A 13,545-nucleotide genomic window follows, 5' to 3' on the forward strand; every position below is an offset into this window, starting at 1 on the left:
GACCCACCCCACATGGGGTAAATCAGCACTCCAAGCCGTCGTCGGGAACCTTGCCGTCGACCAGGTAGTCGTCGATGGCGTCGTCGACGCAGCCGTTGCCCTGCATGTAGCCGGTGTGGCCGTCGCCGTCGCGGGAGACGAGTACGCCGTTGTCGAGAGCCTTGGCGAGGGCCTCGGCCCACTCGTAGGGCGTGGCCGGGTCGCGAGTGGTGCCGACGACGACGATCGGGTTGGAGCCCTGGGCGTCGATCTCGGGCTCCGGCTCGGTGGCCTTGAACTTCTCCGCGGCGCAGCCGTTGAGCATCCAGGCCAGGGCGGCGCCGAAGGTGGGAGCGGCCTCCTCGAAGGCGGGCAGCTGCTTGCGTACGTCCTCGGGGCTGAGGCCGGAGGAGTCGTCGAGGCAGTTGATCGCCCAGTTGGCCTCCATCGTGTTGTTGATGTAGCCGCCCTCGGGGTCGCGGCCCGCGTAGTTGTCCGAGAGGCTCATCAGCTGGGAGCCGTCGCCCTTCATCGCCGCCTGGAGGGCGTCGGTGAGGTAGGGCCAGTAGGACTCGACGTAGAGCGGGGTGATCAGGCCGTAGAGCGCGTTGCCGGCGGTCAGCTCGCGGTCACCGGCAGGCAGCGGCTCGGCGTCGATGTCGGCCATCAGCTTCTGGACGCGCTCGACGCCCTCGTCGACGGTGTCGCCGAGGAAGCAGTCGCCCTCGTCGACGCAGTTCTCGACGTAGGAGCGGAGCGCGACCTCGAAGCCCTTCGCCTGGGCGAGGTTGGCCTCGAGGACGCTCAGCCCGGGCTCGATCGCACCGTCGAGCACGAACCGGCCGACCCGGTCGGGGTAGAGCTCGGCGTAGGTGGAGCCGAGCTGGGTGCCGTAGGAGGCGCCGAAGTAGTCGAGCTGGTCCTCACCGAGGGCAGCCCGGAGTACGTCCATGTCCCGAGCCGCCTCGACGGTGCTGACGTGGGCGGAGATGCCGTCCTTCTGGGCCGCGCAGCCGTTGGCCATCTCGACGCCGGTGTCGACGTACGCCTTCTCCTCGGCCGGGGTGTCGGGGTCGGGGTCGACCGCGACGTAGGCGTCGAGGCTCTCGTCGTCGAGGCAGTCGACCGGGGTGCTCTGCCCGACACCACGCGGGTCGAAGCCGACGATGTCGTAGGAGTCGCGGACGGTGGAGCTGAAGGACTGGTTGTTGTAGAGGGCGTACTCGATGCCGGAGCCGCCCGGGCCGCCCGGGTTGATCGCCAGCGAGCCGATCTTCTTCTCGTTGGCCGGGTCCTTGATGACCGAGACCTCGATGGTGCGGCCGGTCGGGTCGGAGTAGTCGAGCGGGACCTCGAGGGTCGCGCACTCGAAGGCGCCGTTGCAGTCCTTCCAGTCCAGCTTCTGACTGTAGAAGGTCTGCAGCCCCTCGTTCGGGGCCGCGGTCGCCCCCGCGCTCGGACTCACCTGGTCGGCGTCGGGGGTGCCGCTGTCGGCACCGCAGCCTGCGGCGATCACGGTCAGAGCGGTCAGCGCGGCGGCGCCGGTCACTGCTTTGAGTTTCACTGATCTCCTCCGGGCGGCAACAGCGCCACCATCATCGCTTCCAGCACCAACTGGGGCTGCACATTGAACTCCAGCAGCTGCTCACGGGCTTCGAAGATCGCCCCGATCCGCTGCAGGTTGAGCTCGGGGGTCGAGGCCGCGACGAGCTGCTCGATCTCGCGCCGATGCTCCTCGTTGACGAGGGTCACCGGAGCGCCGGCGGCCATCGCGATCGCGTCACGGTAGACCGAGACCAGGTCCATCAGCCCGCGGTCGATCACGTCGCGGTGGCGGCGGGTGGCACGGCGCTTCTGGTCCTTCTCGAGCGCGGACAGCGCCGGGCCGTACTCACGCGGCCGACGGCCGCGATCGACCACGCCGTAGCCGGTGTCGAGGTCGGCCTTCTCCTGAGCGTCGAGGTCGGCGGTGACCGCGTCGGCCTCCTCCTTCGAGACGGCAGCGAGCTCGCCTGCGGCCCGGAGCGCATCGGCGAGGGTGTTCAGCCGGGCCGGGTAGGCCACCACCTGCTCGCGCCGGCGCCGGGTGTCGTCGTCGCGGGCCAGCGCCTTGGCCCGGCCGATGTGGCTCTGGCTCGCCCGCGCCGCGTAGGCCGCGCGCTCTTGGTCGACACCGAGCGTGCGCTGCAGGAAGACGGTGACGTCGGGCGCGGTCGGGGTGGTCAGCGTGACCAGCCGGCACCGGGACCGGATGGTCGGGAGTACGTCCTCGACCGTCGGCGCGCAGAGCATCCAGACCGTGCGGGCACCGGGCTCCTCGACCGCCTTGAGCAGCGCATTGTTGGCCTGCTCGGTGAGTCGGTCGGCGTCCTCGATGATCAGGATCTGCCAGCGGCTTCCGGCCGGGCTGAGCGCGGCCTGGCGGACGAGGTCGCGGATCTCGTCGACGCCGAGGGTCAGCTTCTCGGTGCGGACCAGGTTGACGTCGGCATGGCTGCCCGCCAGCACCGTGTGGCACGCGTGGCACTGGCCGCAGCCGCCGTTCGGGCACTGGAGCGCGGCGGCGAAGGCGATGGCGGCGTTGGACCGTCCCGAGCCCGGCGGTCCTGTGAAGAGCCAGCTCTGGGTCATGCCGTGCCCGGCAGCGGCGGTCTGCAGCGTGGAGATGATGTGGCGCTGGCCGACCAGGTTGTCCCAGACCGAGGTCGTGGCGACGTTCATGCACTCACCGCCTGGGTGAGCAATGGCTCGAGGCGCGCCAGCACCGCGGCGTGGATCTCCTCGACCGGAGCGCGGGCGTCCAGGACCAGGTAGTGGTCAGGGTTCCGCTCCGCCAGCCCGACGAACGCGGCGCGCACCCGCTGGTGGAACTCGACCGACTCCTGCTCCATCCGATCGCGCTCCTCGAACCGGGTGAAGCCGGCCGTCGGATCCAGGTCGAGCAGCACGGTCAGGTGGGGCCGCAGGTCGGCGGTCGCCCACCGCGCGACCTCCTCGAGCTGCGTGGCGTCCAGCACCCGGCCGGCGCCCTGGTAGGCCAGCATCGAGTCGACGTAGCGGTCGGTGATGACCACCTCGCCGAGCTCCAGCGCCGGGCGGACCATCGACTCGATGTGCTCGGCCTTGTCGGCGGCGAACAGGAGCGCCTCGGTCCGGTCGTCGAGGTCTCCGGTCTCCGGGGACAGCACGATGCGGCGTACGTCCTTGCCCACGGCCGTGTCGCCCGGCTCGAAGGTCAGCAGGACCCGGTGGCCGCGGGCGGTCAGGGCCTCGTGGAGCAGGCGCGACTGGGTCGACTTGCCCGACCCCTCGCCGCCCTCGAAACAGACGAAGACGCCGTGCTCTGCGTAGACACCCGGAAACCTCACGCAGCCACCTCCGTAGCGCAAGCGCCAGAATACGGACGCGGCTGCGTGGTGACTTCATGGTTCACTCGCTGACGCTCGTTCACGCAGCCACCTCCGTAGCGCAAGCGCCAGAATACGGACGCGGCTGCGTGGTGACTTCATGGTTCACTCGCTGACGCTCGTTCACGAGGCAAACCTACGGGGTCGTACCGACAACCCCTGAGTACGCCGCCCGCGGATGGGGCGATTCCCGGATGTCGAACGTCGCACCTCCACGTTAAGGTTCGGGTCGTCCTCACGCTGAACCAAGGAGTCTCTGGTGATCTATGTCCTGATCGTCCTGCTGCTGGCCGCCCTCGCGGTCGCGGGCTACCTGCTCTGGAAGAGCCGGCAGCAGCCGACGGCGCAGAAGGAGCCCGACGACTTCATCGGCGACCAGCACAAGCACGCCTCCGACCAGCTGCGCCAGGTGCGCAACGGCGACGTCATCGAATACCTCGGCCACAACTGGTTCGTCCGCGGGCGGATCGACTTCGACGAGCACGGCTATCGCTGGACCGAGCACATGCTCGACGACGCCGAGGGCAAGAAGTGGCTCTCGATCGAGGACGACGAGAGCTTCGAGGTCTCGCTGTGGCACGCGATCCCGCTCGGCGACATCGAGCAGGGCGCCGTCGGTGACCGCGACATCATCGTCGGCGGCGTCGCCTACCGGCTCCAGGAGAAGGGTGCCGCCGCCTTCACCGCCACCGGCGCGACCGGCACCGCGCCCTCGGGCACGGCCGAGTACGCCGACTACAAGTCGGTCGACGGCAAGCTGCTCGGCTTCGAGAAGTGGGGCAGCAACTGGGAGCCCTCCCTCGGCGAGGTGCTGCAGCCGTTCGAGCTGACCGTCTACCCCTCCACCGACCGGCCCGCGACCCTGGACGACGAGTGACGCTTCTCGACGTCCCGTTCGCGGACGTACGCGGCGACACCCTGCGCTGGACCCTCGCACCGACCCCCTGCACCCCGCTGGCTTCCCGGACGGTTGACCTCGGCAGCGGTCTCACGGTGACGCTGAGCGTCCTGGGCGCCAGCCACCAGGTCCTCGTACGCCGCGACGACCGCCCGCTCCTGCACGAGACGATCGCATGCGGGATCGCCGAGGCCGCGCCCCTTCCCGAGGCGCACGCGGCGGGCGGCTACCGCCTCGCCTCGCACGTCGACGAGATGGGATCCGAGGAGCTCGCCGCGCAGGCGTCGCGGCTCGTGGAGCGGCTGAGCGGGCGTACGGATGCCGTCGTCGCGCACTTCCCGGGAGACCCGCACGCGGTGACCGCCCTGGCCCTGGAACGGTCCGACCCCAGGCAGATCGTCTGGAACACCTGGCACACCTACCCACAGACCGGCGAGATCGTCGCCACCACCACCAGCTACCGGCCCGAGGAGGGCACAAGTGTCTGAACCACACGGCTCCGGAGGCCCGAACCGCAAGCTGATCGGCTGGGCGATCGTCGCGGCGTGCGTCGCGCTCGCCATCATCATCGCCATCGCCGTCTCCGGCGACGGGAACAGCCCCGAGAAGTACCTGCGCAAGAACTTCGACCACGTCAGCGGCACCGACCCCGACAGCGAGGCCGGGATCGTCTTCGAGGACGACGGCTCGGTGAGCTCGGTCGCCAACCAGATCGCGAGCGGCACCGACGCCGACGAGAACCGCGCCGAGGGATCCAGCCACTACCTGCGCTACGACGACGACTGGCTGGTCGTCGTGGAGCCGCGTACGCCCTCGGGATCGACGATCACGCTCTACGAGTACGACCGTGGCTACCGCCACCACGCCACGGTGATCGGACTGTGGGGCTGGAACAGCTACTACGGCCGCAACAGCGGTGGCGGCAGCAGCGGTGATTCCTTCCGCGGCGGCGGCAGCGGATTCGGCAAGTGACCACCCTCAGACTGGAGATGAACCGATGACTGACCTTGTGAGCGGACTGCTGTCCACCGTTGCCTTCGCCGCCCTCGGGCTGGTTCTGCTGATGATCGGCTTCTACGTGATCGACCTGCTCACGCCGGGCCGGCTGGGACAGCTGATCTTCGTGGAGCACCGTCGCGACCCGGCGCTGCTGCTCGGCTCCTCGGTCGTCGCGATCGCGACGATCGTGGGCACCTCGATCTACACCGCGGAGGAGGACACCCTCCAGGGGCTCGCCGAGACCGCTGCGTACGGCCTCATCGGCATCGCCCTGCTCGCGTTCGCGTTCGTGATCCTCGACCTGCTCACGCCGGGCCGGCTCGGGGAGCTGATGACCGACGACAAGGACGACCCGGCGATCTGGGTCGCCGTCGCGGTGCAGCTGGCCGTCGGCGTGATCGTGGCGGCCTCGATCACGTGAGTCTCACCCTCCCCTCGTTGTCCGCGCTGCCCGAGGGACGGGCGGCGCGGCTGCTCGTCCTCGCGGCGGTGTTCGTCTGCGCCGCCTGCGGCCTCGTCTACGAGCTCGCGCTGGTGACGCTGGGGAGCTACCTGCTCGGCAACTCGATCGCCCAGACGTCCCTGGTGATCGCGGTGTCGATGTTCGCGATGGGCATCGGCGCCGTGCTCGCCAAGCCGCTCACCGCGCGGCCGCTGCGCTCGTTCGTGGGCGTGGAGATCGCGCTCGCCGCGGTCGGCGGGGCCTCGGTGCCGGCGCTGTACGCGTCCTTCGCGTGGCTGCATCTCTACACCCCGATGATGCTGCTGGTGACGTTCCTCATCGGCGCTCTGGTGGGTGCCGAGATCCCGCTGCTGATGGAGCTGCTGCAGCGGCTGCGGCGCCAGCAGGCCTCGCTCGCGGTCGCCGACATCAACGCGGTCGACTATGTCGGGGCGCTCATCGGCGGGCTGGCCTTCCCGTTCGTACTCCTGCCGACCCTGGGGCTGCTGGTGGGGACGGTGGCGACGGCGGCCCTGAACGTCCTCGCCGCCTGGACGGTCGGGGTGGCGCTGGCCGGCTCACGCCGGCAGCGCGGGACGGTCACGGCGATCTGTGGCGCGCTCGCGGTCGCCCTCGGCCTGACCGCGGTGACCGCCGACGCCTTCGAGCTCAACGCCCGGCAGGCGCTCTACCGCGACCCGATCATCCACTCCGAGCGCTCGGCCTATCAGGAGATCGTGGTGACCCGCGGCGCTCCGGTCGGGCCGACGTTCGACGACGTACGCCTCTTTCTCGACGGGGACCTGCAGTTCTCCTCGCTCGATGAATACCGCTACCACGAGATGCTCGTCCATCCGGCGATGAACGGGCCGCACCAGCGGGTGCTGATCCTCGGCGGTGGCGACGGGCTCGCGGCGCGGGAGGTGCTGCGCTACCAGTCGGTCTCGTCGGTGACGCTGGTCGATCTCGACCCGGCGGTGGTGTCCCTGGCGCGCTCCTTCGAGCCGGTCTCGTCGCTGACGTCCGGGTCGCTGGAGGACCCCCGGCTGACGTACGTCGCCGACGACGCGTTCTCCTGGGTGCGCGACTACTCGGGGGCCCCGTTCGACGTGGTCATCGCCGACTTCCCCGACCCGGACTCGACCGCGCTGGCCAAGCTCTACTCCGTCGAGAACTACAGCATGATCGCGCGCCTGCTCGCTCCGTCCGGACGGATGGTCGTGCAGTCCGGCAGCCCGTTCTTCGCGCCCGACGCGTTCTGGTCCGTACGGCACACCCTCACCGAGGCCGGCTACCGGACCAGGCCCTATCAGGCGGACGTACCCTCCTTCGGGAACTGGGGCTACGTCCTCGCCTCCCGCGACGGCTCGGCCCCTGAGCTGGCGCTCGACGACGAGGCGCCGGGCGGGCTGCGCTACGCCAGCGACGCCGTGCTCGCCGCCGCTTCGTCGTTCCCGCCGGACCGCGCCGAGCGGCCGACCTCGGTCACGACGCTGCTGGACCCGGCGATCCTGGACTACGCCCGGAACGGTTGGGTGGGCTACTGATGTTCTTCTTCATCAGACTGGCCCGGCGCACCTCACGGCACTACGCGTGGGTGCTCCCGCTCGCCATCATCGGCTTCGTCTTCGTCACCGGCTGGATCGCGATGGCGCTGGCGCAGCCGGGCAGCGAGATCGTGCGCCCCGCCAACTACTGGTGGTGGTTCCTGGTGACCGCGACCACGGTCGGCTACGGCGACCTCTTCCCGGAGACCACCGGCGGTCGGCTCGTCGGGGCGTACGTCGTCTTCGGCTCCATCACCACCCTCGCCATCTTGTTCAGCCGGATCTCAGCAATCATCGAGAACGCCAAAGGACGCCGCATGCGTGGAGAGATCAGCTTCAGCGGAAAGAACCACATCGTGATGCTCGGCTACACCGCCGGGCGCACCGAGCGGATCCTCGTCGAGCTCCTCTCCGAACCGGAGCGCGAGGTCGTGCTCGCGACCTGGGAGGACCAGCTCTCCGAGCACCCGATGCCCGGAGAGGACCGCCTGCATTTCGTACGCGGCGACATCACCGACCTCTCGGTGCTCGCTCGTGCCGGGATGACCGGTGCGCACAGCGTGCTGATCGACGCGCGTGACGACAACGAGGCGGTCACGCTCACCGTCGCGGCCAACACGGCGGCTCCTGCGGTGCACACGATCGTGGCGCTGCGCGACCTGCGCGTGCAGCGCACCATCTTCCGCGTCGACACCACCGTCCACTGCGTCCAGTGGCACAACACCCAGCTGATCGCCGAGGAGCTCAGCGACCCCGGGATCGCCGAGGTCTACCAGGAGCTCGCCACCGCCGGCGGCAAGGGCACCTACTCGCTCACGGTGCCCTCCTCGGCCGCGACCGTCGACGTCGGCGCCTGGCAGGCCGCACTCGGCCGCTCGCACGGTGCGACTCTCCTCGCCGTCCGTACCGACGACGGCATCCAGGTCAGCCCGTCGTGGGACCTGCCGGTCTCCCCTGGCACGCGGCTGTTCTACATCGCGGCCGACCGATTGGACTACGACGAGGTCGTCGGGTCGCTCGGCTGACAGATTCCCGCCATGGCGGGGTTCTGTCATGAGCGGCCGGGCCGCGGCGTACGGCCTCAGGACTTCTTGGTCGCGGCCTTCTTGGTCGTCTTCTTGGCGGTCGACTTCTTCGCCGGAGACTTCTTGGTCGTCTTCTTCGTCGCCCGCTTGGTGGTCTTCTTCGCCGGGCCCTTGGCGCGCTTGTCCGCGAGCAGCTCGGCGGCACGCTCGGCGGTCAGGGTCTCCAGGTCGTCGGCGGCCCGGAGGGTGGCGTTGTACTCACCGTCGGTGACGTAGGGACCGAAGCGACCGTCCTTGACGACCATCGGCTGCCCGGAGACCGGGTCGGGACCGAGCTCCTTGAGCGGCGGCTTGGCGGCGGCACGGCCGCGCTGCTTCGGCTGGGCGTAGATCTGCTCAGCCTCCTCCAGCGTGATCGTGAGCAGCTGGTCCTCCGAGCTCAGGGTCCGAGAGTCGGTGCCCTTCTTCAGGTAGGGCCCGTAGCGGCCGTTCTGGGCGGTGATCTCCTCGCCGTCAGCGCTGGTGCCGACGACCCGGGGCAGGGTCAGCAGCTTGACCGCGTCCTCGAGCGTGATGGTCTGCAGGTTCATGCTCTTGAAGAGGCTCGCGGTGCGGGGCTTGGCACCCTTCTTCGCGTCCTCGGGGAGCTGCTCGGTGACGTACGGACCGAACCGCCCGCTCTTCGCGACGACGGTGAGCCCCGTCTCGGGGTGGACGCCGAGGTTGAGCTCCTCGCCGGCAGGGTTGGCGAAGAGCTCCTTGGCCTTCTCCAGGGTGAGCTCGTCGGGCGGCAGGTCGTCGGGGACGTTGGCCCGCACCGCGAACGGGGTGCCGTCGTCGCCGGGGCCCTCGATGTAGGGACCGTAGCGGCCGACTCGGAGGTTGACCCCGGCCTCCGGGCTGCCGACCGGGAAGGTCGCCAGCTCGCGGGCGTCGATGTCGCCGAGACCGTCGACCAGCGGCTTGAGACCCATCACCCGCTCGGAGCCGAAGTAGAACTCCCCGAGCTCGGTGGTCATGTCCTTGTCGCCCTTGGCGATCTCGTCGAGGATCTCCTCCATGCTCGCCGTGAACCGGTAGTCGATCTGGCGCGGGAAGTGCTCCTCCAGCAGCCTGACCACCGAGAACGCGACCCAGGCGGGCACCAGCGCGGTGCCCTTCTTGAAGACGTAGCCGCGGTTGATGATGGTCTGGATGATGCTCGCGTAGGTCGACGGACGGCCGATCTCGCGCTCTTCGAGCTCACGGACCAGGGTCGCCTCGGTGTAACGAGCCGGCGGCTTGGTCTCGTGGCCGTCCGCGGTGAGGCTCGCGGCGTTCACCCGGTCGCCCTCGGAGAGGTTCGGGAGGCGGGTCTGCTGGTCGTCGGAGGTCTGGTCGGCGGAGTCGGTGCCCTCGACGTACGCCTTCAGGAACCCGTGGAAGGTGATCACGCGTCCGGTCGCGGAGAAGACCACGTCCTCGCCCGTGGCCGCCGTGGCGCCGAGTCGGATCGCGACCGAGTTGCCGACCGCGTCCTTCATCTGGGAGGCGACGGTGCGCATCCAGATGAGCTCGTAGAGGCGGAACTGGTCGCCGGTCAGACCGGTCTGCGCCGGGGTGCGGAACGAGTCACCCGCGGGGCGGATCGCCTCGTGGGCCTCCTGGGCGTTCTTGACCTTGGAGGCGTACGTCCGGGGCGCGTCGGGCAGATATTCGGCACCGTAGAGCTCCCGGACCTGAGCGCGGGCCGCGCTGACGGCGTCTCCGCTCAGGGTCGTGGAGTCGGTACGCATGTAGGTGATGAAGCCGTTCTCGTAGAGACGCTGGGCGACCGACATCGTGGTCGACGCGCTCATCCCGAGCTTGCGGCTCGCCTCCTGCTGCATCGTCGTGGTGCGGAAGGGGGCGTACGGGCTGCGCTTGTAGGGCTTCGACTCGACCGAGCGGACCTCGTAGGTCTTGTTGTCGAGGGCTGCCACGAGGGCCTCGGCGCGGCTGCGGTCGAGGTGGACGACCTTGTCGCTCTTCAGCACGCCGTCGGGGCCGAAGTCGGTGCCGCGGGCGACGCGGTTGCCGTCGATCGAGGTGATCTTGGCCGGGAACATCCGCGGGTCGTGGTCGGAGCCGGCGTCGAAGGTGCCGGCGAGATCCCAGTAGGAGGCGGTGCGGAAGGCGATCCGCTCGCGCTCGCGGTCGACGACGAGCCGGGTGGCGACCGACTGGACACGGCCCGCGCTCAGGCGGGGCATGACCTTCTTCCACAGCACCGGGGAGATCTCGTAGCCGTAGAGGCGGTCGAGGATGCGGCGCGACTCCTGGGCCTCGACGAGGTCCATGTCGAGCTCTCTCGGGTTCTCCGCCGCCGCCAGGATGGCGGCCTTGGTGATCTCGTGGAAGACCATCCGCTTGACCGGGATGCCCTTCTTCGGCTTCAGCTCGTCGAGAAGGTGCCAGGCGATCGCCTCACCCTCGCGGTCCTCATCGGTGGCGAGGTAGAGCTCGTCGGCGTCCTTGAGGAGCGACTTGAGCTTGGCGATCTGCTTCTTCTTGTCGCTGGGCACGACGTAGTAAGGGGTGAAGCCGTTGTCGACATCGACGCCGAAGCGCCCCCACGGCTTGTCCTTGATCTTGGCGGGGGTGTCTGCCGCGCTCTGCGGAAGGTCGCGGATGTGCCCGACGGATGCCTCGACGACATACCCCTGTCCGAGGTATCCGCCGATCTTCTGAGCCTTCGCCGGGGACTCGACGATCACCAACTTGTGTGCCACTGACGTCCTTATCTCACTGCAGCAGAGCCTGGCACCACTGACAAGCTCTGGCGAGACACGTTAGCGCGTGTCTCCAGCCGGCATGGGTCCAGTCACCGCGGTTCATGCGGCACTGAGCTCTCGGACAACATGGCGTGTTGCCTTGGGCGCCGCGAAGACAATACCTAGCACGCTGGGGAGCGGGAGCGTGAAATCGGTGTCTCATCCGCTCCTGTCCGAAAACTGTCGGTGCTCGTCCGTAGGGTGGCTTTTCGAGGACGGCGAGACCAATCCGAACCGAGAGGTCTCTGCTGATGATCGACACCGAATACATCGACTACATGGAGGGTCTGGCCACACCCCCGGAGCACCTGGTCTGTTCCGAGTGCGCGCAGCTGCTCACCCGGACCAACGCGATCCTGGAGCGTCTGGAGGCCGAGCTGACCCGGCCACGCTGGGCGGAGCCGGATACGCCGCCACGGCCCGACCACGAGGTGGCCCTGGACTGGCTGGCCGCGCTGTGCGGCGGCCACGAGGCGGTCACCGCGCTGGATGCCGCGCCGCTGGTCGAGGACGGCCTGGATTTGCCGGTCGTGGAGGATGCGGCGGGACGTACGCAGCTGGAGGCGGTCGCCGCGCTGCTCGACGAGGTCGCTGCCGACTTCCCGGTCGAGGAGGTGGGCTTCGCGCTGCGGAGGGCCCTGCTGCGGCTGTGGGAGATCGACCCGCTGGTCGTCGACCGACCCACGCAGCCGGCCCAGGTGGCGGCCGGGATCGTCTGGACCGTCCTTGGGGCCAACGGGCTCGCCGGGCCGGGTGGCCTCGTCACCGCCACCGAGCTCCAGGACCGCCTGGGCGTCAAGAAGATGCCCTCGGCCTACGGCAAGCAGCTGGCGGCCGCGCTCCGTGGCTTCTGGCCGTGGCAGACGCAGCGGCCGTGGGGCATGCGCGACCTTCCCGACCTCGAACCGCTGGGCTACCCGGACCTGCTGGTCTCGAGCGTGCGCAGACGCCTGATCAGGCTGCGGGACCAGGCGTGCCTGGCGCGGGACGGAGGAAGCCCTCGCTGACCAGCTCCTGGGCGATCGGCAGATAGCTGCTGCGCACGACCGCGGGGTCGCGGTCGAGGATCTGCGCGAGCGCGTCGAGGATCTGGCCGACGGTCAGGTCACCGTCGCACGCGCCCGCGAAGGCCGCCTCGATCGTGTCCGCCTGCCGTGCACGACGCAGGCCGCGCTGCTGGCGCAGGATGACGGTGCTGGGGTCCTCGGCGCCGGGCTGGCCGAGGGTCTCCTGCTGGACGTCCTCGACGATCACCAGGGTGGAGTCCTCGGTGACCTCGACTCGGGCCGCCTCGCCCCACGCCGCGAGCGCCGGCGCGATCGGCTGCTCGACGTCGTAGGGCCACTCGATGAGCTCGCGCTTCGGGTTGCCCGCGCCGACGCGGTGCAGGTTGATCCAGCCGAACCCGACACCCTCGATCTTCTGCTCCTCGAACCAGGACAGCCAGGTGTCGTAGCGGGTCAGGTAGTCCGGGGCGCCGTGGTGGCCGGAGTCCTTGAGCCACAGCTCGACGTACGCCGCGGGGTCGAGCACCTCACGCTGGACCACGAACGCGTCGACCTCGTCCCCGAGCCATCCCTCGAGGCGGTCGTCCCAGGGCTGCTCCTCGGAGATGATCCAGTTGCCCAGGATCTGACACCAGCCACCCTCGGTGAGCATGCCGGGAGCGGCTCGGACGATGTCCTCGACCACCCGGTCGCCCGGAAGCCCGGAGTCGCGGTAGACGAGGCGCTCACCGGTCGCCGGGCTGATCACGAACGGCGGGTTGGTGGCGATCAGGTCGAAGCGCTCACCGGCGACGGGCTCGAAGAACGACCCGTTGCGTACGTCGATCCGGTCCGCCACATCGTTGAGCGCGGCGTTGAAGGTGGTGATCCACAGGGCTCGCTGGTTGACGTCGGTCGCAACCACCCGGTCGCTGTGGGTGGCGAGGTGGAGGGCCTGGACGCCGCAGCCCGTGCCGAGATCGAGCGAGGTGCCGACCTGGTCGCGGATGGTCAGCTGCGCCAGGGAGGTGGAGGCGGGGCTGATCCCGAGCACGTGCTCGGGACCGACGCGCTGCGGGCCGCCGTCGAGTCCTGGCGTGAGGTCGGAGACGACCCAGAGGGCGGTGTCGTCGCTGGCGTACGGACGTACGTCGAGGCGGGCCGCGACCTCTCCGACCGACTGCTCCAGGATCCCCTCGACGGCGAGCCGGTCGACGAGCCCCGGCAGGGCTGCCTCGGCGTGGTCGAGGGGCACGGTCGTCTGCAGCAGGAAGAGCCGGATGAGCGTCTCGAGCGGGGTGCCTCCGTGGGTGCGTCGCCGGCCCGGCAGCGTCTCGTTGCGACTCAGCGCGCTGTGCGCGGTCGGACCGAGCAGCTCGGCGACGGAGTCGTAGGAGAAGTCGGCCTGCTGAAGGGCGTCACGGAGCCGGTGCGGGAGGTCACTCACACCTGGAGCCTAATGTCAGGTCA

12 protein-coding genes are annotated in these 13,545 nt (G+C 69.6%); 7 read left to right on the top strand and 5 right to left on the bottom strand.

Annotated elements, in window-relative coordinates:
- Positions 1-22 precede the first annotated feature (22 nt).
- The 3 genes from ABT304_RS05690 to tmk are packed head-to-tail and all read right to left on the bottom strand — an operon-like array spanning position 23 to position 3,347.
- A complete protein-coding gene (locus ABT304_RS05690; RefSeq protein ID WP_350713724.1) occupies positions 23-1,543 on the bottom strand; it encodes an alpha/beta hydrolase in 1,521 nt (506 codons plus the stop codon).
- Positions 1,540-2,700, bottom strand: a complete 1,161-nt coding sequence (locus tag ABT304_RS05695; RefSeq protein WP_160026318.1) for a DNA polymerase III subunit delta' — start codon at positions 2,698-2,700, stop codon at positions 1,540-1,542. The genes ABT304_RS05690 and ABT304_RS05695 overlap by 4 nt, the downstream gene beginning before the upstream one ends.
- Positions 2,697-3,347 carry a dTMP kinase gene (tmk, locus tag ABT304_RS05700; protein WP_350713725.1) on the bottom strand — a complete coding sequence of 217 codons (651 nt, stop codon included), beginning with the start codon at positions 3,345-3,347 and terminating at the stop codon, positions 2,697-2,699. Before tmk ends, ABT304_RS05695 begins: the two co-directional genes overlap by 4 nt.
- A gap of 298 nt (positions 3,348-3,645) precedes the next feature.
- Here tmk and ABT304_RS05705 point away from each other — a divergent pair, with 298 nt between their 5' ends.
- From ABT304_RS05705 to ABT304_RS05730, 6 genes are read left to right on the top strand one after another with little or no spacing between them, the layout of a single operon-like run.
- Entirely contained in the window at positions 3,646-4,263 is a 618-nt protein-coding gene (locus tag ABT304_RS05705) for a DUF4178 domain-containing protein (protein WP_160026316.1), read from the top strand.
- On the top strand, positions 4,260-4,772 hold the full coding sequence (locus ABT304_RS05710; RefSeq protein WP_350713726.1) for a DUF2617 family protein: 513 nt from the start codon (positions 4,260-4,262) through the stop codon (positions 4,770-4,772). The genes ABT304_RS05705 and ABT304_RS05710 overlap by 4 nt, the downstream gene beginning before the upstream one ends.
- On the top strand, positions 4,765-5,256 hold the full coding sequence (locus ABT304_RS05715; RefSeq protein ID WP_160026314.1) for a DUF4247 domain-containing protein: 492 nt from the start codon (positions 4,765-4,767) through the stop codon (positions 5,254-5,256). The genes ABT304_RS05710 and ABT304_RS05715 overlap by 8 nt, the downstream gene beginning before the upstream one ends.
- Positions 5,257-5,281: 25 nt before the next feature.
- Positions 5,282-5,704 (top strand): DUF350 domain-containing protein, encoded by a 423-nt coding sequence (locus ABT304_RS05720; protein WP_160026313.1) that lies wholly within the window; start codon positions 5,282-5,284, stop codon positions 5,702-5,704.
- Entirely contained in the window at positions 5,701-7,272 is a 1,572-nt protein-coding gene (locus tag ABT304_RS05725; protein WP_350713727.1) for a polyamine aminopropyltransferase, read from the top strand. The genes ABT304_RS05720 and ABT304_RS05725 overlap by 4 nt, the downstream gene beginning before the upstream one ends.
- Entirely contained in the window at positions 7,272-8,297 is a 1,026-nt protein-coding gene (locus ABT304_RS05730) for an ion channel (RefSeq protein ID WP_350713728.1), read from the top strand. Before ABT304_RS05725 ends, ABT304_RS05730 begins: the two co-directional genes overlap by 1 nt.
- Before the next feature lie 56 nt (positions 8,298-8,353).
- Here the strand turns inward: ABT304_RS05730 and topA are convergent, their stop codons facing one another.
- Complete coding sequence (gene topA / locus ABT304_RS05735; protein ID WP_350713729.1) at positions 8,354-11,047, bottom strand: type I DNA topoisomerase; 2,694 nt, start codon at positions 11,045-11,047, stop codon at positions 8,354-8,356.
- 293 nt (positions 11,048-11,340) lie between these two features.
- Between topA and ABT304_RS05740 the strand changes: the two genes are divergently transcribed.
- Positions 11,341-12,096 carry a hypothetical protein gene (locus ABT304_RS05740; protein WP_350713730.1) on the top strand — a complete coding sequence of 252 codons (756 nt, stop codon included), beginning with the start codon at positions 11,341-11,343 and terminating at the stop codon, positions 12,094-12,096.
- Here the strand turns inward: ABT304_RS05740 and ABT304_RS05745 are convergent.
- The gene (locus tag ABT304_RS05745) at positions 12,044-13,522 is read right to left on the bottom strand and encodes a DUF7059 domain-containing protein (RefSeq protein ID WP_350713731.1); all 1,479 of its coding nucleotides are present in this window, start codon (positions 13,520-13,522) and stop codon (positions 12,044-12,046) included. The two genes, ABT304_RS05740 and ABT304_RS05745, sit on opposite strands and share 53 nt — an antisense overlap.
- Positions 13,523-13,545: the final 23 nt, after the last annotated feature.

The sequence above is a fragment of the Nocardioides sp. NPDC000445 genome, from assembly GCF_040300245.1.
Taxonomy (GTDB): Bacteria; Actinomycetota; Actinomycetes; order Propionibacteriales; family Nocardioidaceae; genus Nocardioides.

Excerpts from the sequence above, each read along its gene's own strand:
- ABT304_RS05740 (WP_350713730.1), top strand. The coding sequence starts at position 11,341 with ATGATCGACACCGAATACATCGACTACATGGAGGGTCTGGCCACACCC.
- ABT304_RS05720 (WP_160026313.1), top strand. The coding sequence starts at position 5,282 with ATGACTGACCTTGTGAGCGGACTGCTGTCCACCGTTGCCTTCGCCGCC.
- ABT304_RS05730 (WP_350713728.1), top strand. The coding sequence starts at position 7,272 with ATGTTCTTCTTCATCAGACTGGCCCGGCGCACCTCACGGCACTACGCG.
- ABT304_RS05695 (WP_160026318.1), bottom strand. The coding sequence starts at position 2,700 with ATGAACGTCGCCACGACCTCGGTCTGGGACAACCTGGTCGGCCAGCGC.